The organism is Bacillus sp. FSL K6-0972 (assembly GCF_037976035.1).
Lineage (GTDB): Bacteria > Bacillota > Bacilli > Bacillales > Bacillaceae > Bacillus > Bacillus haynesii.
Window position 1 is genome coordinate 2,312,065 of record NZ_CP150260.1, and the last position, 23,310, is coordinate 2,335,374.

Below are 23,310 nucleotides of genomic sequence, written 5' to 3' on the forward strand. Positions count from 1 at the left end.
TCAGACCGCCCGAATGCATTGGTCTCATTCCCCGTTTTATTCTTTTCCGGTTTTCTTACATATGACGGCACATATCCGCATGATGTTTCATTTTTTTCATCCTTTTGTAGTGTATCTTGTTTAACCTTTCGAAAACAAGATATTTTTCGAGAAAAGGCATAAAATATGCGGCATAAAAAAACCCCGCCTGATGGCGGGAACGGCTGAGCCTTTCAGCGGCTTTTCGCAACGCTCTGTCCGTCTGTTCTCTCTTCCTGCACTTCATCCTCAAGATCCTGATGCGAATGGGCAATTCGGCTTGCCGCAGCTGCCGCCAAGGCAGCGACGATATCATCAAGGAACGTATGAACCTCATCGTCCGGACAGTCGTCCAGTTCTTTAATGATGCCGAATTTTTCTTTATCCAGATAGCCGAAGTTCGTCAAGCCGATCGAACCGTAGACGTTTACGATAGAAAGCGGAATAATCTCGTCGATCCCATAAAGGGGTTCATCCGTTTCGACCAAATATTGAAGCGGTTCAGGCAACAGTTTTTTCTCGGCCAGCTGGTCAAGCGCTATCCCCGTTAGAACGGCATGAACGATTTCCCTTTTGTTTAAGACCTTTTCGACATTCTCAACGCATACATCAAGCGGGAGATCAGGATGGTATTTTTCCTGCAGTTTTTGGACGATCAGCGCGATATCCTCAATCGTAACCCCGCGCTCATTCAACATATTTTTCGTTAAGTGCACCATTTCATTCATCGTATACTTCTTCATCTGCATCAATCTCCTTTAGTGACTCATCCAGTTAGGCGGTGTATTGCGATCCCAGTAAATGCTTCCGAGATCGTGATGTTTTTGAAAGCCGTCTTCGGCAGTATGGTAATGAAAGTTAAACCAGTAGCCTTTATGAGGCGGCTTGTCCCTGCGCACATGGAACCTTAGCACATCTTCCCCCGTTTTCCGGTTGTAAACGTGGAAGATTTTCTCCGACTTCCCCGCCGTCGGCGTTTTAGAAATGACAAGATCCTGGTAAGCGTCATTGTCCTGCATTGTCATGAGATGGCTGACGATGATCTCCTCGATCTTAGGAAGCACTTCTTCCCTGTACTCGTCTTCAATGACCGGCGATATCCTGCTGCCGAATTTTACGAATGAAAGATCTTCCGCTTCATTAAGCAGTTCATCCTTGTAGGTGTCAAATGAAGATTGGGATTCGCCGTCTTCGTCAAGCTCGGGCTCTTCATCCTTTAGATAAACAGCTGTATACCCGGATTCTTTCACGCTCTGATGCTCCTGCGGCTTGTCCGCCATCAATGCCGCAGGAGGAGATACAAGGCCGAACGTTGCAATTGTAAATAATGCGACAAGCGCTTTTCTCATCCACATCTTCATGACTGATTTGTTCCCTTCTGATCGCTTTTTCGTTTTCTCTTATTCTATCATAGGTTGAATTTTCAGTCATTCATAAAGTGGATGTGCAGAAACACAAAACGCCTTTTCTTTTAGCGATAAAACGTTTACAATCAAAGATGAAAATTCCAAAACTGGGAGTGATCGTTCATGGTTGAAGGTCTTTTTATAGCCGCTTCATTGATTACCCTCGCTTATTTTATCGTCATGGAAATCGCAGATTAAAAAAACCCAAGGTATATACCTTGGGTTTTCATTTTTCGAGGACACCGTAATGAAACAGGGCCGTTTTGCGTTTTTTTACGCGAAATCCGTATTTTTCGAAGCGTGGACTCTTCCAGTGGTCTTTCAGGACCACTCTTTTTTTGGCGACCCGAAGGGCTTCATGTAAAGCACCGTCAAGCGTAAACTCGGAATGCGCCCACTTTCTTAAAGGGGCGATGCCGTCTGATTCTTTGATTCCATCATCAAACATCGGGTCGAAGTAGACGATATCTGCTGAATCATCATCAAGTTCCAGCAGGTAATCAATGCTGTCGCCTGAATGAACCCGAATCCTTTTCATCGCCTGATCCAAAGCGTCAAGGCCTGTCTCCCACGATTGAAGCCCCGCCTCGACAAGAAAAGCGAGGAGCTGACTTTTTTCAATTCCGCGCACTTCGCCTTGTTCGCCTGCGGCAAGACTCGCAATGATCGCGTCTGAACCAAGGCCGAGCGTACAATCGAGCAGCTTGTCCCCCGGTTCAACTTGTGCAGCTTCGACAAAAGGGTCCGGTTCGCCTTTTAACATGCGCTTGGCCCGGAACATCGCAGAGTTCGGGTGAAAAAAAAACTTTTCACCTTCTGAATGATACAGCTCGAAGCGCTCTTTTCCAACCACGAGAACATCATCCTGCTCTGTTTGCCGGATTTGACGAATCGGCCGTTTTCTCCGTTCGGAAAAGCGGGCGCCGAGCGTCCGGCTGATTTTTTCTGCCGTTAAAATCGTGCTTTCAGTCGGTCTGTAGCTTGTTGTGACAATCATGTTTTTCTCCGTAAAAAATGCCCTTCAAAGGGCATTTTAGCAATGTTTTTCAAAAGCGTCCGTGATGTTTTTCATAATCTCCGTCATTTCACGGCCTTCAATCTGTTCACGCGGAATGAAATGAACGACTTCTTTGCCTTTCAGCAGTGCCATTGAAGGTGAAGACGGTTCATATCCTTCGAAGTATTCCCTCATTTTCGCCGTTGCTTCACGGTCCTGTCCAGCAAAGACTGTAACGGTCTCGTCAGGCCCGTTTTCGCTTCCGGAGACGGCTTGAACGGCTGCCGGTCTCGCCAGCCCGGCGGCACATCCGCAGACTGAGTTGACGACGACGAAAGTCGTGCCTTCTGCACCTTCCATGAATGTCTCAACTTCTTCCGCGGTCGTTAACTCTTTAAAGCCGGCCTGCACCAATTCCTGACGCATCGGAAGAACGAGCTGGCGCATGTATTCTTCATAAGCTGTTGACATATTAAAAAGCCCCCTCTATAAACCTTGACTACTGATGTCAAGGATACTACAGAGGGGGCTGAATTTCAAACACCGGGCGAAAAAACCGCTAGATTTTCATAATGCCGCCGGTATTGGCAGAAGTCACAAGCTTTGAATATCGGGCGAGATAGCCTGTTTTCACTTTCGGTTCAAATCCGGGCCAGTTTGCTTTTCTTTTTTCCCATTCTTCATCGGAGATTTCGATGTTTAAAATCCGCTTTTCAATATCGACAACGATATGGTCGCCGTTTTCTACAAAAGCAAGAGGGCCGCCTTCGGCTGCTTCTGGCGAGACGTGGCCGATCGAAAGACCGCGGGAGGCTCCAGAAAAGCGTCCGTCGGTAATCAAGGCGACTTTCGGACCGAGTCCCATTCCAACGATCTGCGAAGTCGGAGCAAGCATTTCAGGCATTCCCGGTCCGCCTTTAGGACCTTCATAGCGGATGATGACGACATCTCCCGCTTTTACTTTACGGTTGATGATACCGTCAAGCGCTTCTTCCTGTGAATCAAAGACAACCGCAGGTCCTTCATGGCGGGTAATCCCGTCTTGAACGCCGCCCGTTTTAATGATTGCACCGTCAGGCGCCAGGTTGCCGAACAGGACGGCGAGTCCGCCTTGCTCTGAAAACGGCTGATCGATCGGATGAATGACCTCGTAATCTTTCACTTCGCGCCCGGCAATATTTTCGCCAAGCGTTTTTCCCGTTACAGTCAGTGTATCCAAGTGAAGCGCGCCTTCTTTTTTCGACAGCTCGTTTAAGACTGCCGATACGCCTCCTGCTTCATGCAAATCTTCAATAAACACATCGGAAGCCGGTGCAAGCTTTGATAAATGCGGAACCCTTGCTGCTACCTCATTGATCCGTTCAAGCGAATAGTCTACACCCGCTTCATTGGCGATCGCAAGCGTATGAAGGATCGTATTCGTTGATCCGCCGAGCGCCATGTCTAACGCGAAAGCGTTGTCGATCGCTTTTTCGGTCACGATGTCGCGCGGTTTGATATCCGCCTTGATCAGCTCCATCAGCTGGCGGGCCGACTGTTTGGCAAATTCCCTGCGGTCGGGTGATGTCGCCAAAATGGTACCGTTGCCCGGCATGGCGATGCCAAGAGCTTCAGAAAGACAGTTCATCGAGTTGGCCGTGAACATACCCGAGCATGATCCGCAAGTCGGACAGCCGAACTGTTCAAGCTCCTCGAGTCCTTTCTCATCGATTTTGCCGGATTGATAAGCGCCAACGCCTTCAAATACAGAGGAAAGCGAGATTTTTCGTCCGTCGCTCGTTCTTCCCGCTTCCATCGGTCCTCCGCTGACAAACACGGTGGGAATGTTGATCCGCATTGCCGCCATGATCATGCCCGGTGTGATTTTATCACAGTTTGGAATACATACCATTCCGTCAAACCAGTGCGCCGATACAACCGTTTCTACTGAATCTGCGATGATTTCACGGCTCGGGAGAGAATATCTCATTCCGATGTGCCCCATCGCAATTCCGTCGTCAACCCCGATTGTATTAAATTCAAACGGAACACCGCCGGCCTCTCTGATCGCCTCTTTGACGATTTTTCCAAACTCCTGCAAATGGACATGACCCGGTACGATATCGATGTATGAGTTGCAAACGGCAATAAACGGTTTGCCGAAGTCCTCTTCTTTTACCCCAGCCGCTCGCAGCAAACTGCGGTGCGGTGCTCTGTCGATCCCTTTTGTAATCATGTCACTGCGTAAACCTGTCATCGTGATCCTCCTAAACATCTTTGTATTTACATTCTGTATTTTCTGAATATTCAGTTTTAAAAACTGTCTGTTAACCGCTTGCCGGACTGATCCGCAAGATGACGGCTGTTTTGATCTTCATCTGTAAATCATTCCCCATGAATCAGAACCTCCACATTCAATATGATTGCTAACTACTATATATATTTTCAGAGTGTTTTTCAACAATATTCGAAATATTTTTATAGAAAAAGTGATATTTTATAACAAGGCGCGTGACTTTTTTCAAAATACCAGGATTGGCAGCTTCGGAGCAGAGGGCTTGAGGTATAAAAAAAAGACGCTGTTTCCAGCGTCCTTGTCAGCTGTCTTTTTTGCGGCTTTCCGTCATTTGCTTCCAAACGGAGCCTTTAGCTTCTTCACCGTATTCGATCCGTTCGATCGCCATTTTGACCTGAAGGCTGACTTCAAATTCCGGATCGTTTTCAGCTTCTTTTAAAGCGGGAAGCGCGCTTTCATCGCCGACTTCGTACAGAAACATGGCGGCTCTCCAGCGCACAAGCTTGCTCGAGTCCTTCAGCGCTTTGATCATCGCCGGAATCGCTTCCGGGTTTCCGATATCTGACAGACAATCACCGGCCGTTCTTCTGACCGTGATCGTTTTGTCTTCGAGCGCTTTATATAAAATAGGAAGCACCGCAGGCGTCTCGATCATGCCTAAATAAACGACAGCAAGCCTTCTGATCGATGTTTTCGGGTCATTGAGCGCTTTTTCGAGGACGGGAATATCCTCTTCAGCCGGATCCATTTGTTCAAGATGGGCATAGCGTTTTTGCCAATCTTCCTCATCCATCATTTCAAGCGTTACCCGGTAAGACTTTCGCTGCACAGCCGCGCGTTTATCCTCAGCATCGCTTGAGGCGGCTGATTCCGTCAGCTTCCGCAGGCGCTCTTCATCGTAAGCCGCCTCAAGCTCTTCCGTTACTTCGCGGCCGATTTCTGAAAAATCGCCGAATCTGACGCCTTGCTCTTTCCATGACCGTTCGAGCACGACGTTGGAAGACGCTGTTTTAAGCTTCAAGATCGCTTCCTGGAAACGTTCCGGAAGGCCAAAGCGCTCCTCGCGCTCGCCGTCGGTCAATTTCACCTGCATCGGTATCCCGCTGAACATTTGCACGAAGACTTTAACCTCGCCAAACGATTCTTTTTCTTCGGAACGGCCCCCCGCCTCTTCGGCTTCGCCCATTCCGAATGCAGCGCGCACCGCAGGGAGGATGTCTTTCCAGTCAAATCTCGCATTGCGCTCGACAGCAATAAAATCGGCCACATGGTAGACGCCTTTTACTCCGTCTATGTTTAAAACCTCTTGAATGACGGGAGGCGCGCCTTCCGCATGATCCTTTTTATAATTATTGCTTTTACCGCCCGGCAGTTCTTCGGTCAAAATCACCTTCATTGTATTCGGACTCGGTGTCGGTTCTATCGATTTAATTTTCATCATTGTCCCCCTCTGTTTAAAGATCCGGTCCTATTCTACCATAACCCCCAGCCCTGATCTATCAAGGCGGCTTTCTCTAGAGAAGGCGCATTCATTTTCCAGTTCTCCGAGGAATTCGAGCATCAGCTTATGCCTTTTTTCCGCGAGCATCCGTCCCGTTTTCGTATTCATCAAATCTTTTAATAGGAGAAGCTTCTCGTAAAAGTGGCCGACCGCAGTAGGTGCATTGGCGATCCCGTAGAGGAGATGGCCCTTTGCCCCTGCATACATCAAAGCCCTGGCGATCCCGACGGCGCCGATCGCATCAAGCCGATCGGCATCCTGGACAGCCATTCCTTCTTTTGAAAGGGGGTCGTCTTTATATTTCTCTCTGTCTCTGAATGAAATTCTTGTGATGATGGCAAGAATCCCGTCAACCGCTTCCGGATCGACCTTCCAGTCTTCTGACAGGCGCCTTTTCAGCTCCTGAAGCGGAACCCGGTGTTCATCGGACAGCTTTTCATCAATCACATCATGGAGAAGTGCGCAAGCTTCGGTCATAAAAAGGTCTGCACCCTCTTCTTTTGCGATCTGAAGGCTTACGTTCCGCACCCTTTCGATATGCAGCCAGTCATGTCCTGTACCTTCGGCTGCGAGCTTCTCTTTAACCCATTCGGACATCAAGCGGATCTGTTCTGTTTGTTCCTGATTCAGCCCAGCCATTTCTGAATGGTCTCCTCTATCTCCTTTGGATTGGTTTGCGGTGAAAAACGCTCGACGTTCTCGCCGGTTTGATCGACGAGAAATTTTGTGAAATTCCATTTGACCGCTTTTGTTCCAAGCATGCCCTTCGCCTTGTTCGTCAAGTGACGGAACAGCGGGTGGATTTGATCCCCTTTTACATTCACCTTCGAAAACATCGGAAACGTGACACCGTAATTGACGCTGCAAAATTCTTCAATGCTTTTTTCATCGCCCGGCTCCTGATTCATGAATTGGTTGCTGGGAAAGCCAAGAATCTCAAGTCCCCGGTCTTTATATGCTTCATACAAGTCTTGAAGCTGTTGATATTGAGGTGTAAATCCGCACTTTGAGGCCGTGTTGACGATGAGAAGCACTTTGCCTTTATACGGCCTCAGTGTCGTGTCCTCGCCTTTAATCGTCTTGACGCTGATATCGTAAATGGACATGACGGTCCCTCCTTTTTAGAATAAACCTTTAGCCTTGCCGTTTTCGTCGACATCCATCTTAAGTGCAGCAGGATGTTTCGGCAGTCCGGGCATTGTTAAAATACTGCCTGTCAAAGCGACGATAAATCCTGCGCCCCTCGATGGTTTTAATTCGCGGACGGTGATGATAAACCCTTGCGGCCTGCCGGTTTTCCCCGGGTCATCTGATAAAGAATACTGAGTTTTCGCCACGCAGACAGGCAGTCCGTCCAACCCGTTCTTTTTCAATTCAAGCAGCTGCTTTTTCGCCTTTTCGGTAAACTCTACCCCTTCGGCTCCATAAACGGTGCGGGAAACCTTGGTTAATTTGTCTTCGATCGAGTCGGTTAATTCGTATAAATAAGAAAAACGATTGTCCTTTTGTTCCATGACATGAATGACTTCCCTTGCCAGGTCTATCCCGCCTTTTCCGCCCTCTTCCCAAACATTGCACAGTGCAGCCGGATGCCCGTTGTCCCTGCACCAGCCAAGAACCGTCTCAAGCTCGTCCTCCGTATCCTGTACGAATCTGTTGACGGCCACAACGTATGGAAGACCGAACGCGTCTATCGTTTCGATATGCTTCGCAAGGTTTGCAATTCCGCTTTTTAATGCTTTTACGTCTATTTGCTTCAAATCGGCGAGAGGCGTTCCGCCATGCATTTTCAGCGCTCTGACGGTGGCGACGATCACAACCGCTCCCGGGGTAAACCCGCCGGCTCTCGTTTTGATGTGCATGAATTTTTCCGCACCCAAATCAGCGCCAAAGCCCGCTTCAGTCACAACATAATCAGCCAGTTTCGCAGCCGTTTTAGTCGCGATCAGACTGTTTGCCCCGTGAGCGATGTTTGCAAACGGGCCTCCGTGGACGAGCGCCGGTGTTCCTTCAACAGTTTGAACAAGGTTTGGTTTGATTGCATCTTTTAACAGGAGGGCAAGCGCTCCCTGTACACCGAGCATGCCGGCCGTCACCGGCTGTCCGTCAACGGTGTAGGCAACGATCATTGCAGCCAGGCGCTTTTTTAAATCGGCCAAATCGCTGGCCAGGCATAAAACGGCCATGATTTCCGAGGCGACGGTAATGTCAAAGCCGTCTTCCCGGGGAAATCCGTTCGCTTTTCCGCCCAAGCCGACAACGGTTTCGCGCAGCGCCCTGTCATTGAGATCAAGCGTCCTTTTCCAGACGATTTTTCTGATATCGATGTTTAATTCGTTTCCCTGATGAATATGATTGTCTATAAAAGCCGCCAAAGCGTTGTTTGCAGCTGTGATTGCATGCATATCTCCCGTAAAGTGAAGGTTGATATCCTCCATCGGAAGAACCTGGGAATATCCTCCTCCGGCAGCCCCGCCTTTCAGGCCCATTGTCGGACCGAGTGAAGGTTCCCTCAGCGCCACGATCGATTTTTTGCCAATCTGCCAGAGCGCCTGGCTCAATCCGACGGTGACAGTCGACTTCCCCTCGCCGGCCGGGGTCGGGTTGATGGAGGTTACCAAGATTACCTGTCCATCGGGTTTTTCTTTTAAACGCTCAAAAATTTTTAAAGAAATTTTCGCTTTTGTGCAACCTAAACACTCTATTTCTTCGTCATTTATATTGAGTTTCCGTGCAATTTCGGTAATCGGTTTTAATTCCGTACTTTGGGCGATTTCTATGTCTGATAAATGGGATTTCATTTGCAAGAGGAGCCTCCTTTTGGTTCATCACACGATGATTTTCCATATTTTTCACACACTTCTTTCATTGTAACACAATTCACACATTGAAATATCGCCAAAAAGTTCCTATAATGAAGAAAAATCAGCGGAGAAAACCGGAGGTGGCGTGTTGCCTATCAACATACCTATCAATTTGCCAGCTAAGCAGATTCTTGAAAGTGAAAATATTTTTGTCATGGATGAAAAACGGGCTTTTCATCAGGACATCAGACCATTAAATATTGTGATTCTTAATCTGATGCCGCAGAAAATTAAGACCGAGACACAGCTGCTCAGGATGCTCGGAAATTCTCCTTTACAGGTATATTTCACTTTTTTAATACCGTCTACACACACGCCAAAACATACACCAAGGCAGCATTTGGAACAGTTTTATACAACTTTTTCTTCAATCAGGGACCGAAAATTCGACGGCATGATTATTACCGGTGCACCGATCGAGCACCTGGAGTTCGAAGAGGTATCCTATTGGGAAGAACTCCAGGAGATTTTAGACTGGAGCAAAACGCATGTCACATCAACGCTTCACATCTGCTGGGGAGCGCAGGCAGGACTGTATCATCACTACGGGATTCGCAAAGTCAAACTGCCGAAAAAAACATTTGGCGTTTTTGAACACAGAATAATGGAGAAAAATGAAAGACTGGTCAGAGGCTTTGAAGAGTTCTACTATGTCCCGCATTCGAGGCATACAGATATAAATATGGATGACTTAAAAGCCGTTTCCCACTTAAAAGTGCTCAGCATATCCGATGAAGCGGGCGTCTGTTTAATTGCTTCAAAAGATGAAAAACAAGTTTTTTTAACTGGACATCCTGAGTATGATACAGATACTCTTAAAGAAGAGTATGAAAGAGATTTAGCCAGGAACATGGACATTGATTCGCCGGTGAATTATTTTAAAGACGGGCCGGACGGTGCGGTGCCTGTAAACCGCTGGAAAGCCCATGCGACTCTTTTGTTCATGAACTGGCTGAACTACTACGTTTACCAGGAAACACCATATGAGTGGAAATGAAATTCTCATGCCCTGGTCTGATGCAAGACATTCAAAATGTGTTAAAATACAGTTGGGTTAGTCTTCCATAAGGGGTTTCGGCTTTGCCGCGAAAGCAGGAATTATAAGGAACCCAGTGCTTTCCTGCCGATCCATACTTTAAAAATACCTTAATTTTTGTTCTTCATTTATAATTAAAATAATATCTATGGTATGGTATGTGTGGACATTGACTCCTGTTTTTTTACCATTTTAGCTCTTGCTGTTTGAATTAATTGAGGTGAATATGCTTGAATACCAATAAAAATATATTAATTTTGACTGCAAATTACGGAAATGGCCATGTTCAAGTAGCCAAAACGCTCTACCAAGAGTGCGAACGGCTCGGTTTTAAGAATGTAACTGTTTCGAATTTGTATCAAGAATCAAATCCGATTGTGTCAGAGATCACTCAGTATCTCTACCTGAAAAGCTTCTCAATCGGTAAACAGTTTTATCGCCTTTTCTACTATGGGGTCGATAAAATTTACAATAAAAGAAAGTTTAATATTTATTTCAAAATGGGAAATAAACGGCTGGACCAACTGGTTAAAAAACATCAGCCAGATATCATCATCAATACGTTTCCAATGATTGTCGTGCCCGAATACAGACGGAGAGTGGGAAAAGTCATTCCGACTTTTAACGTCATGACGGATTTCTGTCTTCATAAAATTTGGGTCCACGAACATATTGATAAATATTACGTAGCAACTGATTACGTGAAAGAAAAACTGCTCGAAATCGGCACTCACCCGAGCAACGTCAAGATTACGGGCATTCCGATCCGCAGGCAGTTTGAAGAAGAAATGGACAAAGATAAGATCTACGAGAAGTATCAGCTGTCTCCCGACAAGAAGATATTGCTGATCATGGCAGGCGCACACGGGGTTCTTAAAAACGTAAAAGAACTGTGCGAATCTCTGGTGACGGAAGAAGATGTTCAAGTCGTCGTTGTGTGCGGAAAAAATACGATGCTGAAATCCTCATTGGAAGAAATTGAAACCCTTTATCCAAACAAGCTGAAAACGCTCGGCTATATCGAAAGAATTGACGAGCTGTTCAGGGTGGCTGACTGCATGATCACAAAGCCGGGCGGAATTACCTTGACAGAGGCCACGGCAATCGGCGTTCCCGTCATCCTTTACAAGCCTGTTCCCGGGCAGGAAAAGGAAAATGCCCTGTTCTTCGAAGACAGAGGGGCTGCCATCGTCGTCAACAGGCATGAGGAGATTCTTGAATCAGTCTCTTCCCTGTTGGCTGATGAGAAAAAATTAAACGAAATGAAGAAAAACATTAAAAGTCTGCATTTATCCAATTCATCAGAAGTCATCCTGACGGACATTATCGAGCAGTCTGAAATCATCATGAACAAAAAACAGACTGTCCGGGCGCTGTCCTAAAAAAGTTCGATTCAGAAAAAAACACTTGCTCTGCAAGTGTTTTTTTGTTTGATATTAAGATTCCGAGTAATAAACTTCTTCAAACGGCTGCACAACGACAAACCCGTTCCCTGAAAACTTCATTTGGATCGATTCCCCGCTTCCCCTGCCGATGAACGTCTTAAAAGAGACATCTGTCACAAATTCGGGCTGCAGGCTTCCAGACCAGGCAACCGTTGCGTTTGGATCGGTATAGACGGGGCTTTCCGGGGTTACGATCAAAGTGAGTGGCTCATAATGGCTTGTGATTGCAGCCATTCCTGTTCCCTCAAGCTTAATGTTAAACAGTCCGCCGGCAAGCATGCCGGAAATTCTTTTCATCAGTTTGATGTCCCAATGAATCGACGGCTCAAATGCGAGCAGATCGTGCCCATTCACAAATATGGAGTCTTCATTTAAGTTTAAAATGGATATCTTCTTTCCTTGATCCGCAAGGTACACCTTTCCATTTCCTTCCGCTTTCATCAGTGCAGCCCCTTCACCGCTGAACACTTTTTTCATCATCCGTCCAATTCCGTGTTCAAATACCCCTTCACGCTTAAATTTGACTCTTCCTCTGTAGGAAACCATCGAACCGGCCTTTGCCCACACTTTTCCGTCAAGATTGACTTCCAGGAGACGGGGCGTTTCCATTTCAAACAGCCCCTCCCCTTTGTCTTCCTGCTGGGTTTTGGATACAAACTCATCAACCGAATAACGGCTCATCTATTAACACTCCTGTTCACATTCCTGATATTGGTTTTATTATATACGGACTGACGCTTAAAATGTTTCATCCGCTTTGCGAAAAATGATGATGAATAACCATAAATTGAAAACGATTTCAAAGAAATTCCTTAAAAAAGCATTAAAGTTCATTTTTTTCTCTTGACAGCTTGACGAAGCCTCCATAGATAGTGTATAGTGAAACCATCATTTAGCAGAACACCGTTAAATGATGAAAATTTTTTTTAGCACATTGTGCTACAGTACTAGGAGGATTAAGCAATATGCAAAACGGTAAAGTAAAATGGTTTAACAATGAAAAAGGCTTCGGCTTCATCGAAGTTGAAGGCGGAGACGATGTGTTCGTTCATTTCACTGCAATCGAAGGTGACGGATACAAATCTCTAGAAGAAGGACAAGAAGTTTCTTTCGAAATTGTTGAAGGTAATCGTGGACCTCAAGCATCTAACGTTGTAAAGCTTTAACAAAATCAGAACAAATTGAGACTTCAAATAAGAGGAGAGGCATTTTTTGCCTCTCCTATTTAATTTTCAGCTGAATTTCGATCGCCAGTATATTTTGCTTCAGCCTTTGCTCGATTTCCTCAATGTTCTTCTCGAGAGATGGACGCCCCTTTTTCGCAATATCAACGAGCTGTTCAAGATCTTTATATACCTCCACAAATGTCTTGTGAAGAACGGTTTGCAGTTCATTGCTTTCCACTGTTCCTCAGACTCCTTTTTTTATGATTACCTAAATTAGTAATAAAGACTTATATATTTTAGGTTCAATAGTTATATCGGATTAATTTTACTTTATTTTTTCTATTTTACACATAAAAATGCCTTTTTTAGAAAAAATACTTGTCGGAGGTGTATGATCATGACATCAGAACATCGCGATGATCTCGAAACGGGATTTAATCAGCGCAAGCAGCTTGAAATAGCCGTAGAAACAGCCCAAAAAACGACGGGAATGGCAACGAGGCAAAAAAGCTCCACTTTGCTGAAATCGGCGTATCAATCCATTGAAGATGCCAGACAGCTGTCACAGGCTGAGGAATTATCAGCACTGGATGAAGCCTTTTTAAACGAACAGCTCAACATATTAAATGATTGCCAGCACCAGCTTGACGAATCACAGCATTAAAAAAACCGCGTTCAGCGGTTTTTTAGCGTGGCCCGAAAACCCGGTTTTCATGGATGATGGCCTATTGGGGAATTTTAAGGGATCAATTTTTGTTTGTCAGCACGTCTCCATAGGTGCGGAGCTTTTCTCCGACCGTACATTTTGAAATGCAAAATGCGTGGGCATACGTTTTTCCGTATTCTTTTCTGAAGTGTTTTTTGATGAAGCACCCTTCACAGTATGTGTCCTGCAAATGTGTCAGTTCCTTAAAGATCTCTTTCTTATCCAAAACGTTCATCTCCGTTATTCATCTAGTTTGATTTTGCTTTCCACAATGGTATGCTCAAGCATTTTTTTTGCGAGCTGATCCGCTTCCTTGTTGTCTTTGCGGCTGATTTGAATATAGGTAGGCGTGAGTTTTAATTTTTGAAGCTGGCTTTCAATTCTGTCCAGCCATTTCGAATGAACAGGATCATAGCATGGCCAGTTTCCTTCGAGCTGGTTCAGCACGACAAGCGAATCTCCTTTAATGACGACGGAGTTCCTGCTTGCCCCGAGATCTCTAAGCTCTTTAACGGCTTCGGAGAGAGCCGCATATTCCGCCTCGTTATTCGTTGTCAGCCGAAAGCTCTTGTTCTTTCTCAATCGATACCGCTCCCCGCCGAGGGAGTAATATATCACAATGCCTAAACCGGCGAGCTGACTTTCTTTATCATAGCTGCCGTCAAAATACACGGTGATCTCATCCGGTTCAGCCGCAAGTTCTTCTTTCAGCTTTTCCAGCTCTTTCAGGGTCCAAAAGCTGCCCTTCTCATCTTCGAACTCGAGTTCAGTGACATACGGACTTTGAGTAAGCTGACGCCCGGACGCCACTGCCTCTTTCACCTCGATCCATTCATCAGCTGTAAAATGAATGGGTGAAGACCCTTTAATCTTAATTTTCATGCCTGCTCTCAGTTTCACAAAATCACCTTTATTCAAATTATGGCTTGTTATGCTATAATCAAAACAGTTTATTCAGAAAGGAAGTACCCGTTCTTGTTTAACGAATTATTATGGATTAGTTTTGCGATCATTAATTTTATCATTGTTCTCTTCTTTTTTAAACGATTTGGCAAAACCGGTTTATTTGTCTGGATCGGTTTTGCGACAGCCGCCGCCAATATAGAGGTGGTCAAAACGGTCGAGCTGTTCGGTTTGACTGCGACACTCGGCAACATCCTGTACGGAAGCGTATTTTTTGCGACCGACGTCATCAATGAAAGATACGGAAAGGAAGAAGCGAAAAAAGCCGTTTCAATCGGTTTTTTCATTCTGATTACCTTGACGCTCGTCATGCAGGGAGCGCTCCTATTCAAGCCGCATCCTGAAGACATCGCACAGCCTGCGCTGGAGACGATCTTCGGCTTCTTGCCCCGCGTGGCGCTCGGCAGCCTGCTCGCCTATATCATCAGCCAAACGCTTGATGTTTATGTATATTCGGGAATCAGAAGGTTATTTCCTTCCGATCGGGCACTATGGCTTCGCAACAGCGGCAGTACAGCCCTAAGCCAGCTGCTCGATACGTTGATTTTTACAAGCGTCGCGTTTATGGGCGCTTATCCGCTGGATGTATGGATTCAGATTTTTATCACGACATACGTCTTGAAATTCGTTGTCGCTGTTTTCGCAGCACCGTACGCTTATGCGGCTAAAAGAATCACCCCTTTGGATGAAAGGAGCGAAAACAATGCCGGTTGAGGTCTATATCGACGGGGCAAGCGCCGGTGATCCCGGACCGTCCGGACTTGGCATTTTCATCAAAGACGGTCAGAAGACTGAGTCCTTCTCCCTTCCCGCCGGCCCACTGAGCAACCATGAAGCAGAATTCAAGGCGCTGATCGAAGGAATGAAGCTGTGCGCCGAACGAAACTACCGGATCGTTTCGTTTCGGACCGATTCGCAGATCGTCGAGCGCACGGCGGATTCGGAGTTTGTCAAAAATCAAGATTTTAAGCCTTATCTGGATGAAATCATCCGCTTAAAAAAGGATTTTGATTTATTTTTTATCAAGTGGATTCCTTCGAAGTCAAATCAGGCGGCTGACAAGCTTGCGAAAAAAGCGATATTGCTGAACGCCCCCGAGTAAAATCCATTCCCGCTGCACATCATAACGAGTGAGGTGGTTCATGTGGAAAAACAGCATTCAGCAGGAAGAGGCCGCCTGACAGGCGGTGTCACGCCCCAGGGAGATATTGTATTGAACCGGGATAATCGGCATACAGACCCAAAAACTGAGCTTGAAAATCGGGCGAAAAAAAGCAATACAAAACATTAGAGAGATCGGTTTATCCGATCTCTCTTTTTTCGAATTTCATCAGCAGCGGTTCGATTCCCCGTATTTGATGAAGTCTCAGCATCTCCTTCGCCCTGTCATGCATCAAGGTGAAGTCCGCATCGTCCAATGAGCAGGAAAGCGGTACATCGCATTTGATTTCTGCAAGGATTCTGGACAGCTTCAGGTCTTCAAGACATTCGGTTATTTTCGTCTGCTGGCCCTTCGTCAACTGACCGATGTTTTCCAGCAGCCGGTCAACAGTTGAATATTCCTTGATCAGCTTGTAGGCCGTTTTTTCGCCGATGCCTTTTACCCCCGGGTAATTATCGCTTGTATCACCCATCAGCGCTTTGATGTCAATCAAAGCCTTCGGTTCGACACCGGTCTCTTCACTGAATGATTCTTCCGTGTATACTTTATAATTGCCGATTCCTTTTTGAAGCAGAGCAACTTTAACATTGACTGTTAAAAGCTGAAGCAAATCTTTATCACCGGTGACGATCGTGATCTCCGCTTCTTTGCTGAACATCGCTGACAGCGTGCCGATGCAGTCATCGGCTTCATAGCCCGCAAGGCCGATATTTAAAATCCCGAGCTCTTCCGCCGCTTCCTTTGCCATGTCAAATTGCGGAATCAATTCTAGAGGCGGCTCGCTCCGGTTCGCTTTATAGTCCTTAAATAAATCGTTGCGGTACGTTTTGCTTCCCATGTCCCAACAGCAGACGATATGGCTCGGTTCAAACGCAGACACCGCGGTTAACAGGTGTTTTAAAAAGCCGTGAACCCCGTTTGTCGGTACGCCTTTGTCATTCAGCATAAAATTGCGGTGCACCGCAGTCGCAAAAAAAGACCGGAATAATAAAGCCATCCCGTCTATAAGCAGCAGCTTCTTGTTCATTATGGAAACTTCCTTTCATCATACAATGCACTTATTGTACCACAGGAGCAAAAATGATGAAAACAGCGTCTAGCGACGCTGTTTCTATTTTTGGTGCTGTTTTTTGCTTGAAATTAATTTTGCGGCTTCCATTTGCGAATAGGATTCAGTCGCAAATTCAGTGTTAAAGCCGTTCTTCTTTTTAGCGTTGTTGTTCCGCTGTGCATTAGCGTTGCCAAGCTTTGTTCTTCCCATTACACTTCACCTCCAGCGGGCGGGTCAGGTTTATGTTTTGCAAAAAAACATGACACCACACGCGGAAGGATCCACCAGCTAGGCCTGTGGATATTTTCGGCTGACGTATTCGGCGACCATTTCTTTCGAAACGAGCCGTCTTGTGGGAACGATTCCTTTTTTGGCCAATTCGTTCATCTGCACTGTAATGTGGTTGATGAGGTCGGTTGAAAATGCTTCGTTTCGCCGGCACTTATCGACCGCTTCATCGATCGCTTTTTCCCTCTCCTGTTCGAGACGCACGAACTGCTTGATATGCTGGTGCTGTTTTTTCGAATGTGCTGTAATAGCTTCATGAACGTTTGTCATCGTCTAATTCCCTTCTTTTTTATTCAGTCTATCATGCCTGCCAGCCAGATATCCAGACCCATATCAATCTGATTCAACATGAGCGGAGCCATTCGCCTGCCAAGGCATGCGCTTTTTCAATATTTTCACGCTCTGCGCTTTCCAACGGCTCATGAAAATATGCTTCTTTTTGTTCTTCGAGTTGAGCTTTTGCGGACATGACAGCCGCTTTCTGTAATTGTCCGGCGCTCGTTTTGCAGCGGTTTAAAAATGTCTGCTTTTCACGTTGAATCCATTTGTCCGTGATAGCCGAAAGCTTTGCAGTAAACGCCTCGACAAGCCGGGCTTTGCCATTTTGCTGAAAAAACGTTTTAGGCGTTTTGAACATTTTCAGTTCATCTGTAAACTCCCCTTCATCCGCTGACGCTTCAGCCGTTTCCCAATTGTCGTTCTCAGGCCGTTCAGCTTGGATATGAACCGAAAAATAAGAATTACCGGCAAGCCGCTCTTTTACGGCATTTGCCCACTGTTCGCCGGCAAATTTTAGCATCATGTTTTCCATTCTGATATCAAGCGCTTTTAGTTCCTGCAAAAATTCGAATTCATACTCTTTTAAGCAGCTTTTCAAAGCCGTTTGCAGATTGGCGCGCCAATCTCCGTTCTGAAGCCCGGGATGTATCGCAGCTTTAAATAAATCGTGTGCATAAAAGGCCAGGCGCTGCCTCATGTGGTAAAATTGCTCTTCCACATCCTTTTCCGTCATTTGAAGGATTGTTGATCCCTTCTCTGCTTCTTCAATGGCAGCCAATGCCTCTTGATAAGCTTTGGCGATCCGCTTTTGCTCCGCTTCCTTTTCTTCAGCGGACCGGTGCAGTGAACGGCGGAGCTGAAAGACGGTTTCACACAGTTTTTTGCCTTCATCAAGCAGTTCTTCGACAGCTGTTCTGGCCAAACCGTGTTCGATAAAATCGTCAAGCTCACGCTTTAATCTGCTGAAGTCGTTGTACGGCGAAGCTTTTTGGCTGAGCTCCTGTTTGCTCGATACATGGTACAAGTGCGGATTTTGAATGCCTTCTTTCAAGAGCTCTCCCCTTACATAGTCTTCAACCGTCTGTAATTCGACCGGGCTTTCCGCGAGGTCAGCCGCATTTAAAATAAAAAACATTTTATCCATGCTGAAAGCGTCTTTAATGAGCCCGAGCTTGCGCAAAAACGACCGGTCCGCTTTGGAAAATGCATGCTGGTAGTATGTTAGGTAAAGCAGGGCATCGGCATCTTTCATGTATTGAAACGCAAGTTCTGTATGCCGTTTATTCATGCTGCTGGCGCCCGGTGTGTCGACGATCGTAATTCCTTTCTCCGTGACCGGCGTGCTCAAATAAACGGTGACTTCGCGGACGGCACAGGCCGTTTGTTCTTCAGCGACATACGGATGCAGATCGTCAGCGGAAATCGTCAGGATTTCCTGATCGTTGATATATGAACCATAGCGCTCATAAGCCTTGAGGAAGTTCCTGATCAGCAGCCGTTCATCATCGTGCAGTTCTCTTTTTTTCAAGAGGTTTCCAAGTTTTTCGCCAAAAACGGAGCCTTTTGTCGCAGCCATTTTCCCATCCAAAAGCTGATCCAGTTCCGCTGTGATTTCCCCTTCCGTTTTAAAAGCGACTTCTGCTGTCCCGTCCCTTTTGGTTCCCGACGGTTTGGTTATTTTATTAATCGTTGCCGTTGTCGGCGTCGGAGATGACGGCAACACTTTCCTCCCGCAAAGCGCATTTGCAAAAGACGATTTGCCGGAACTGAATGCGCCGAAGAGCGCGAGGGTAAACCGCCTTGTATGAAGGCGCTCCGTTTTGTTCAGGAATGCTTTTCGCTGCTTTTCCAAAACCGGGATATCCGCCAAAAACCGGGCAAGTTCGAAAAAGTGCTCAATATAAGCAGAAACGCCCTTTTTCGGATGGAGCGCCTCGTCTTTACGGCTGCTGTTCTCCCCTTGCGCACGGACCGGTTCCGCCCGTCCCGCATCAAGCGGTTTTTCAAGAGGCTTTTTTTCGGCGGCATACCAATTCGCTGGCAGCTCGTTCAAATTGCCGTGTTCCCATTGATCCCAGAGACGGTTTGCTTTTTCATATGACTTCTGCTGCTCGATCAACCGGCTTTCGCGCTCGGCGAGCTTCGCTTGTTCCGCTTCATATTCGGCTTTCATCGCTTCCGCCTGCAGGTCGCTTCTTTCTTTGATGAAGGTTTTGAGCTGGTCGATAAGCGGCTGTGCTTGTCTCTTCGCCTTTCTTCTGATGTTTTCAGCCAGTTCTTTCGTATAGTTCAGCACGTATTCCGGTGTAAGCTCAGCCCCTTTTTTCTGGGAACGAAGCAGTTCCTTTTCATCGATCATCGTCCGAAATTGAAGAACTTCCCGAAGCATTTCATCACTCTGGACGTTAAAGCGGTTCATGAATGCCTTGATTGCTTCAATGACATGCCAATCGATTTCGGCTTGAACCCTTTTTTGGACATCGGCAAGAAAAGCTTCTTTTCGTTTTTGTTTTTCTTCAAGCGTTTTGGCCTTACTGAATAGAAATCCTTTTTTAAAGCCCTTTTCGATTGATTCCAAATACGATTTGGCCAGCTCTCTCATCTCAAACGGCGTTATATTTGCGTTTTGGGCAATCGTTTGGATGTCTTTTTTAATGTGTTCCTCCGCCCGTTTTTCCTGTTCTGCCAAATCGGCAAGCTGTGCTTTTAAAGTCTCGACGTTTTCTCTTAAGGAAGCGGTTTCTTCCGACAGAGCCGTATCTTCGTCACTGATCAGCATTTTGATATGTTCGTGAATCAGGCTGCTGATTTTTTGCTCCGTGTATACCTTTAGCTGCTGTTCGGATTGATGCTGCAGCCTTTCCAGCGCAGCGCGAAGCCGGTTGAATTCGTTCAGCGGATGATCGGCTGCAGTGACCGATGTAAAAAAGAGATGATCTTCATTGATCCCTTCTTTCAGCAGCATATCGAGCACTTGTTTTTTATAGTCATGGAAGCCTGTTTCTGCTTCGTCATGGCGGTCAATCTGATTCACGATGAAAAAAATATTGGGTATCTTATCTTTTATTGATCGAAGAAATTTCACATTTTCTTCGGAATGGACATGATTGTAATGCACGACATAAAACAAGGCATCTGCCTGGTGAAGAATCGAAGACGCCGATAGAAAATGGGCATCGTCCGTAGAATCAATTCCGGGCGTGTCGATTAAGACAGCCTGAGGCGCAATTCCAGAAAAAGGCCCCTCGATTTCCACCATTTCAATCTGGCTGCCGTCCCTGCAGTACGCCTGCACTTTTTCTTTATCATAAGAGCCATCCATCTCTGCGTACCTTCCATCGATCGTATGGAGTGTTGTTTTCATTTCTCCCCGGCGGACCAGCACGAGGTTGGCGCTCGTCGGTATCGGACTTGTCGGCAGGACGTCTTCCTGAAGCAGCGCGTTCAGGAGCGATGATTTTCCTGCTGAATAATGTCCGGTTAACGCGATGTACACTTCTTTTCTCAGCCACTTTCGGATGATTCCCGCAAGCTGCGCCGACCGCTTGTCATCCCCGTTTTTCCTGAGCTCCCCGAAAACCGCTCCGGCTCTTTTCATCAGATCGTCTTTCGTGTTTATTTGTGCCATGTTTCCTACCCCTTTTATGCGTTGTTGTTTGCCATCTTAGCCCTTTCTCCCATTTTACACAACCTTGCTGTATTTTTCTTCACAATCTGAAAGAAAAAAACGAGAAAAAGCTGCCGGTTTCGGCAGCTTCAGCACGTGTATCTATTTATTTTTGCGGATTCGCTCCAGCGATTCCTTTTAAAACATATCCGATCAATAAACTGTATGTACTGACGGCCGCCAGTAAAAAAAACATCGTCATACGCGACTCACCATCCTATAATGAGAATGTTTATCATCATTATAAATGAAATGATAATCATTTTCAATGGTGTAATTTTTCTAATGCCTGTTCTTCTGTACGAATGCGGATGTACATGACAGCAGCGTTGAGCACCGTAAATAAAAGTGCGGTGGCATATGCCTGGAAAAGCAAGGGCAAAAGCAGAAATTCAAGAGCCACCGCCACATAATTCGGATGTTTGAACCATTGATAGGGCCCCTTTCGGACAAGGTTCGTTCCAGGAATGACAAGGATTTTCGTGTTCCAGCATCTCCCCAGTGAAAAGAGCGCCCAATACCGGAGGGCCTGAGTGAAGATGAGGCCTGTTACTACGACAAACGCCATCGGAAGGGGTCCGCGTTGGAAAGCGATCGTTTCCCAAATCAAAGATCCGAAAAATAAAACATGCAGCGCGACGATGTAAGGGTAATGGCGTTTCCCGTATTCGACCGCTCCCTCTTTCAAAGCGTTTTTTTCATTGAACTTTGCGACTGCCAGCTCAAGCAGGCGCTGGGCAGCAAAAATGCTTAAGATCGTCCAAAACATGTGTCAGTCACTCTCTTTTTGTCCATCTCAAGAGCAGCAGCTCCGATGAAAAGCCCGGACCGAGTGCCCCTAAGAGACCGTATTTTTCCGGCACGGGACTGCGATGCAAGCAATATTCTTTTAAAACATACATCACAGTGGCCGATGACATATTGCCGTGCCTGGCTAAAATTTTTCGTGAACAGTCGATGTGCGCTTCAGAAAAGCCGAGGCTTTCAATATAAGCGTCGAGAACTTTTTTTCCGCCCGGGTGGGCCAGAAATACTTGGATGTTCTCCAAAGCGATCTGTTCCTTATGGAGGAATGCTTCGACATCGTTCTTTAAATGTGTTTTGATCAATGTCGGAATGTCTCTGGAGAAGACGACTCGAAAACCGTTGTCATTGATTTCCCAGCCCATGACATCTTCAGAATCTTCCAAGATGGCAGATTGTGAGCTCAATACTTCCGGAAGAACTTCCAATCTGGCTGATGAAATATCCGCTTCCTTGCCGCACATTAAGAGTGCGGCGATTCCATCGCCAAATAAAGATGTGCCGATAAGGTTGCTTTTCGATTGATCATCCTTTTGAAATGTTAAACTGCACAGTTCCGCCGCGATCACAAGGACATGGGCTTCCGGAAAAGCTTTGCAGTATTCGAATGCCCGCGCTATACCTGAAGCCCCTCCTGCACAGCCGAGCCCCCAAATCGGAATCCGCTTCGTCCGTTTTGAAAAAGGCAGAATGTTCATGAGCCTCGCTTCAATGCTGGGAGTCGAAATACCTGTAGAAGAAATAAAAAAAATCGCTTCAATTTTTTCGAGAGGGATTTCTTTTTTCAAAAACCGTTCGTCTGACAGGCAATTCGAAACGGCTTCAGCACTGTGTCTGACAGCCATATCAATGTACGCATGATTTTTTTCCTTGAAGCTCTTGGCTTCTTTATACCAATCCAAAGGCATGACAAATTGTCTTGAAGAGATTTCTCCATTTTGAAAAGCTGCCAGCAGACGGTCAATGTCTTTAAATGAATCTTTGAACATCTCCTTCGCAAAAACGGCTGCTTCCTTCTGATCGACATGGCAGCGGGGAATGCTTGTCCCCGCCGAAATGACATAGGCCATAACACCACCTCTATTTACAGCGTCTCCCGAATCGCGCGGCCTTATGTGGACCTCTCGAAAAAATAGGCCATCAGCACTTCATCTTCATATTTCCCGTCCGTCAAAACCTGTTCCTTTTGAACCCCTTCAATGATAAAGCCGCTTTTCTCATAGAGCGACAGCGCTGCTTTATTTGCGGAAAATACGGTCAGGCAAAGCTTATGCAGACGATGCAGCCTGCACCAGTTCAGAGTGTAGGACATGATTTCCCTGCCGATCCCAAGCCCCTGCGCCTTGCTGTGGAGCCAAGTTCTGAACAGCCCCGTGTGCCGCTTCATTTTGAGTTCGCCGCGAATGACCCGGGCAATTCCGTACACCTTACCATCGATTTCAATCGCCGCATACATGTTGTCTTTTTCCATCATATCGCTGATGAATTGACGCTCTTCCTCAAGTGTGCGCGGCTGTTCTTTTTGGATGTAAACACCCGTTTGAATCACATCTTTCACCGCTTCAATGATTTCAGGCGCATCCTCCATTTTGACGGGACGGATGACAGCTTCACCGCCGTCTTTCGTACTGATGCGTTCGACAAGCTCATTCACAGTTTCCATTGATTACGCCTCCTCTTCA

General features: G+C 46.3%; 27 protein-coding genes and 1 pseudogene. 7 read left to right on the top strand and 21 right to left on the bottom strand.

All coding sequences use genetic code 11. The features are described from left to right. Nucleotides 1-212: 212 nt before the first annotated feature. From MKX80_RS11555 to MKX80_RS11595, 9 genes are all read right to left on the bottom strand, one after another. Complete coding sequence (locus MKX80_RS11555; RefSeq protein WP_154994741.1) at nt 213-761, bottom strand: phosphatidylglycerophosphatase A; 549 nt, start codon at nt 759-761, stop codon at nt 213-215. Nucleotides 762-776: 15 nt separating this feature from the next. Next, nucleotides 777-1,379, bottom strand: coding sequence for a YpjP family protein (locus MKX80_RS11560; RefSeq protein ID WP_154994743.1), 603 nt, complete (start codon nt 1,377-1,379; stop codon nt 777-779). 271 nt (nt 1,380-1,650) lie between these two features. After that, nucleotides 1,651-2,421, bottom strand: coding sequence for a class I SAM-dependent methyltransferase (locus tag MKX80_RS11565; RefSeq protein ID WP_154994745.1), 771 nt, complete (start codon nt 2,419-2,421; stop codon nt 1,651-1,653). A 36-nt stretch (nt 2,422-2,457) separates the two neighbouring features. After that, the gene (locus tag MKX80_RS11570) at nt 2,458-2,892 is read right to left on the bottom strand and encodes a BrxA/BrxB family bacilliredoxin (protein ID WP_043926931.1); all 435 of its coding nucleotides are present in this window, start codon (nt 2,890-2,892) and stop codon (nt 2,458-2,460) included. Nucleotides 2,893-2,980: 88 nt separating this feature from the next. Continuing rightward, a complete protein-coding gene (ilvD, locus tag MKX80_RS11575) occupies nt 2,981-4,657 on the bottom strand; it encodes a dihydroxy-acid dehydratase (RefSeq protein WP_154994747.1) in 1,677 nt (558 codons plus the stop codon). A 340-nt stretch (nt 4,658-4,997) separates the two neighbouring features. Further along, on the bottom strand, nt 4,998-6,134 hold the full coding sequence (locus MKX80_RS11580) for a conserved virulence factor C family protein (RefSeq protein ID WP_268343212.1): 1,137 nt from the start codon (nt 6,132-6,134) through the stop codon (nt 4,998-5,000). A gap of 30 nt (nt 6,135-6,164) precedes the next feature. After that, nucleotides 6,165-6,836 carry an HD domain-containing protein gene (locus tag MKX80_RS11585; RefSeq protein WP_268343211.1) on the bottom strand — a complete coding sequence of 224 codons (672 nt, stop codon included), beginning with the start codon at nt 6,834-6,836 and terminating at the stop codon, nt 6,165-6,167. Beyond that, nucleotides 6,824-7,303 carry a glutathione peroxidase gene (locus tag MKX80_RS11590; RefSeq protein WP_154994751.1) on the bottom strand — a complete coding sequence of 160 codons (480 nt, stop codon included), beginning with the start codon at nt 7,301-7,303 and terminating at the stop codon, nt 6,824-6,826. Before MKX80_RS11590 ends, MKX80_RS11585 begins: the two co-directional genes overlap by 13 nt. 15 nt (nt 7,304-7,318) lie before the next feature. Further along, entirely contained in the window at nt 7,319-8,998 is a 1,680-nt protein-coding gene (locus tag MKX80_RS11595) for a formate--tetrahydrofolate ligase (protein ID WP_268343214.1), read from the bottom strand. A 151-nt stretch (nt 8,999-9,149) separates the two neighbouring features. Between MKX80_RS11595 and metA the strand changes: the two genes are divergently transcribed. After that, entirely contained in the window at nt 9,150-10,058 is a 909-nt protein-coding gene (metA, locus tag MKX80_RS11600) for a homoserine O-succinyltransferase (RefSeq protein ID WP_154994755.1), read from the top strand. 269 nt (nt 10,059-10,327) lie between these two features. Continuing rightward, the gene (locus MKX80_RS11605) at nt 10,328-11,479 is read left to right on the top strand and encodes a diglucosyl diacylglycerol synthase (RefSeq protein WP_182070483.1); all 1,152 of its coding nucleotides are present in this window, start codon (nt 10,328-10,330) and stop codon (nt 11,477-11,479) included. A 54-nt stretch (nt 11,480-11,533) separates the two neighbouring features. Here MKX80_RS11605 and MKX80_RS11610 read toward each other — a convergent pair whose 3' ends face one another. Continuing rightward, nucleotides 11,534-12,223 carry an AIM24 family protein gene (locus MKX80_RS11610; protein WP_154999416.1) on the bottom strand — a complete coding sequence of 230 codons (690 nt, stop codon included), beginning with the start codon at nt 12,221-12,223 and terminating at the stop codon, nt 11,534-11,536. A gap of 284 nt (nt 12,224-12,507) precedes the next feature. On the opposite strand from MKX80_RS11610, the gene cspD reads away from it, so the two are divergent. Then, nucleotides 12,508-12,708 (top strand): cold-shock protein CspD, encoded by a 201-nt coding sequence (cspD, locus tag MKX80_RS11615; protein WP_003230776.1) that lies wholly within the window; start codon nt 12,508-12,510, stop codon nt 12,706-12,708. Between the two features lie 55 nt (nt 12,709-12,763). Here the strand turns inward: cspD and MKX80_RS11620 are convergent, their stop codons facing one another. Further along, complete coding sequence (locus MKX80_RS11620) at nt 12,764-12,946, bottom strand: hypothetical protein (protein ID WP_003182837.1); 183 nt, start codon at nt 12,944-12,946, stop codon at nt 12,764-12,766. A 159-nt stretch (nt 12,947-13,105) separates the two neighbouring features. Between MKX80_RS11620 and MKX80_RS11625 the strand changes: the two genes are divergently transcribed. Further along, the gene (locus tag MKX80_RS11625) at nt 13,106-13,372 is read left to right on the top strand and encodes a DUF2564 family protein (protein ID WP_216928527.1); all 267 of its coding nucleotides are present in this window, start codon (nt 13,106-13,108) and stop codon (nt 13,370-13,372) included. An 82-nt stretch (nt 13,373-13,454) separates the two neighbouring features. Here the strand turns inward: MKX80_RS11625 and MKX80_RS11630 are convergent, their stop codons facing one another. Further along, nucleotides 13,455-13,640, bottom strand: coding sequence for a zinc-finger domain-containing protein (locus tag MKX80_RS11630; RefSeq protein WP_003182841.1), 186 nt, complete (start codon nt 13,638-13,640; stop codon nt 13,455-13,457). Continuing rightward, nucleotides 13,633-14,314, bottom strand: a pseudogene (locus MKX80_RS11635) (reverse transcriptase-like protein). Before MKX80_RS11635 ends, MKX80_RS11630 begins: the two are co-directional and overlap by 8 nt. A gap of 75 nt (nt 14,315-14,389) precedes the next feature. On the opposite strand from MKX80_RS11635, the gene MKX80_RS11640 reads away from it, so the two are divergent. From MKX80_RS11640 to sspL, 3 genes are read left to right on the top strand one after another with little or no spacing between them, the layout of a single operon-like run. Next, complete coding sequence (locus MKX80_RS11640; RefSeq protein WP_154999419.1) at nt 14,390-15,091, top strand: queuosine precursor transporter; 702 nt, start codon at nt 14,390-14,392, stop codon at nt 15,089-15,091. Beyond that, nucleotides 15,081-15,479: a reverse transcriptase-like protein gene (locus tag MKX80_RS11645; protein ID WP_268300326.1), complete on the top strand. Its 399-nt coding sequence runs from the start codon at nt 15,081-15,083 to the stop codon at nt 15,477-15,479. Before MKX80_RS11640 ends, MKX80_RS11645 begins: the two co-directional genes overlap by 11 nt. A 42-nt stretch (nt 15,480-15,521) precedes the next feature. Beyond that, nucleotides 15,522-15,668 carry a small, acid-soluble spore protein L gene (gene sspL, locus MKX80_RS11650; RefSeq protein WP_003182847.1) on the top strand — a complete coding sequence of 49 codons (147 nt, stop codon included), beginning with the start codon at nt 15,522-15,524 and terminating at the stop codon, nt 15,666-15,668. Between the two features lie 10 nt (nt 15,669-15,678). Here sspL and MKX80_RS11655 read toward each other — a convergent pair whose 3' ends face one another. The 8 genes from MKX80_RS11655 to MKX80_RS11690 form a co-directional block, all read right to left on the bottom strand. Then, nucleotides 15,679-16,569 carry a 5'-3' exonuclease gene (locus MKX80_RS11655; RefSeq protein WP_268294197.1) on the bottom strand — a complete coding sequence of 297 codons (891 nt, stop codon included), beginning with the start codon at nt 16,567-16,569 and terminating at the stop codon, nt 15,679-15,681. Nucleotides 16,570-16,650: 81 nt separating this feature from the next. Beyond that, a complete protein-coding gene (locus MKX80_RS11660; RefSeq protein WP_003182852.1) occupies nt 16,651-16,800 on the bottom strand; it encodes a hypothetical protein in 150 nt (49 codons plus the stop codon). A gap of 78 nt (nt 16,801-16,878) precedes the next feature. After that, complete coding sequence (locus tag MKX80_RS11665; protein ID WP_154999422.1) at nt 16,879-17,148, bottom strand: YpbS family protein; 270 nt, start codon at nt 17,146-17,148, stop codon at nt 16,879-16,881. A 73-nt stretch (nt 17,149-17,221) separates the two neighbouring features. Then, the gene (locus MKX80_RS11670) at nt 17,222-20,785 is read right to left on the bottom strand and encodes a dynamin family protein (protein WP_234111903.1); all 3,564 of its coding nucleotides are present in this window, start codon (nt 20,783-20,785) and stop codon (nt 17,222-17,224) included. Nucleotides 20,786-20,930: 145 nt separating this feature from the next. Further along, on the bottom strand, nt 20,931-21,026 hold the full coding sequence (gene fbpC, locus MKX80_RS11675; RefSeq protein ID WP_003182857.1) for a Fur-regulated basic protein FbpC: 96 nt from the start codon (nt 21,024-21,026) through the stop codon (nt 20,931-20,933). A gap of 63 nt (nt 21,027-21,089) precedes the next feature. Beyond that, complete coding sequence (locus MKX80_RS11680; RefSeq protein WP_234111904.1) at nt 21,090-21,593, bottom strand: isoprenylcysteine carboxylmethyltransferase family protein; 504 nt, start codon at nt 21,591-21,593, stop codon at nt 21,090-21,092. Nucleotides 21,594-21,600: 7 nt separating this feature from the next. Then, on the bottom strand, nt 21,601-22,698 hold the full coding sequence (locus MKX80_RS11685; RefSeq protein WP_234111905.1) for a 3-oxoacyl-[acyl-carrier-protein] synthase III C-terminal domain-containing protein: 1,098 nt from the start codon (nt 22,696-22,698) through the stop codon (nt 21,601-21,603). Nucleotides 22,699-22,739: 41 nt separating this feature from the next. Next, on the bottom strand, nt 22,740-23,291 hold the full coding sequence (locus MKX80_RS11690; RefSeq protein WP_154999426.1) for a GNAT family protein: 552 nt from the start codon (nt 23,289-23,291) through the stop codon (nt 22,740-22,742). Nucleotides 23,292-23,310: the final 19 nt, after the last annotated feature.

What these genes read in the sequence shown, in the direction of transcription:
- MKX80_RS11555 (WP_154994741.1), bottom strand. Translation starts at nt 761, where the DNA reads ATGAAGAAGTATACGATGAATGAAATGGTGCACTTAACGAAAAATATG.
- MKX80_RS11560 (WP_154994743.1), bottom strand. Translation starts at nt 1,379, where the DNA reads ATGAAGATGTGGATGAGAAAAGCGCTTGTCGCATTATTTACAATTGCA.
- MKX80_RS11565 (WP_154994745.1), bottom strand. Translation starts at nt 2,421, where the DNA reads ATGATTGTCACAACAAGCTACAGACCGACTGAAAGCACGATTTTAACG.
- MKX80_RS11570 (WP_043926931.1), bottom strand. Translation starts at nt 2,892, where the DNA reads ATGTCAACAGCTTATGAAGAATACATGCGCCAGCTCGTTCTTCCGATG.
- ilvD (WP_154994747.1), bottom strand. Translation starts at nt 4,657, where the DNA reads ATGACAGGTTTACGCAGTGACATGATTACAAAAGGGATCGACAGAGCA.
- MKX80_RS11580 (WP_268343212.1), bottom strand. Translation starts at nt 6,134, where the DNA reads ATGAAAATTAAATCGATAGAACCGACACCGAGTCCGAATACAATGAAG.
- MKX80_RS11585 (WP_268343211.1), bottom strand. Translation starts at nt 6,836, where the DNA reads ATGGCTGGGCTGAATCAGGAACAAACAGAACAGATCCGCTTGATGTCC.
- MKX80_RS11590 (WP_154994751.1), bottom strand. Translation starts at nt 7,303, where the DNA reads ATGTCCATTTACGATATCAGCGTCAAGACGATTAAAGGCGAGGACACG.
- MKX80_RS11595 (WP_268343214.1), bottom strand. Translation starts at nt 8,998, where the DNA reads ATGAAATCCCATTTATCAGACATAGAAATCGCCCAAAGTACGGAATTA.
- MKX80_RS11610 (WP_154999416.1), bottom strand. Translation starts at nt 12,223, where the DNA reads ATGAGCCGTTATTCGGTTGATGAGTTTGTATCCAAAACCCAGCAGGAA.
- cspD (WP_003230776.1), top strand. Translation starts at nt 12,508, where the DNA reads ATGCAAAACGGTAAAGTAAAATGGTTTAACAATGAAAAAGGCTTCGGC.
- MKX80_RS11625 (WP_216928527.1), top strand. Translation starts at nt 13,106, where the DNA reads ATGACATCAGAACATCGCGATGATCTCGAAACGGGATTTAATCAGCGC.
- MKX80_RS11645 (WP_268300326.1), top strand. Translation starts at nt 15,081, where the DNA reads ATGCCGGTTGAGGTCTATATCGACGGGGCAAGCGCCGGTGATCCCGGA.
- MKX80_RS11660 (WP_003182852.1), bottom strand. Translation starts at nt 16,800, where the DNA reads ATGGGAAGAACAAAGCTTGGCAACGCTAATGCACAGCGGAACAACAAC.
- MKX80_RS11665 (WP_154999422.1), bottom strand. Translation starts at nt 17,148, where the DNA reads ATGACAAACGTTCATGAAGCTATTACAGCACATTCGAAAAAACAGCAC.
- MKX80_RS11670 (WP_234111903.1), bottom strand. Translation starts at nt 20,785, where the DNA reads ATGGCACAAATAAACACGAAAGACGATCTGATGAAAAGAGCCGGAGCG.
- fbpC (WP_003182857.1), bottom strand. Translation starts at nt 21,026, where the DNA reads ATGACGATGTTTTTTTTACTGGCGGCCGTCAGTACATACAGTTTATTG.
- MKX80_RS11680 (WP_234111904.1), bottom strand. Translation starts at nt 21,593, where the DNA reads ATGTTTTGGACGATCTTAAGCATTTTTGCTGCCCAGCGCCTGCTTGAG.
- MKX80_RS11685 (WP_234111905.1), bottom strand. Translation starts at nt 22,698, where the DNA reads ATGGCCTATGTCATTTCGGCGGGGACAAGCATTCCCCGCTGCCATGTC.
- MKX80_RS11690 (WP_154999426.1), bottom strand. Translation starts at nt 23,291, where the DNA reads ATGGAAACTGTGAATGAGCTTGTCGAACGCATCAGTACGAAAGACGGC.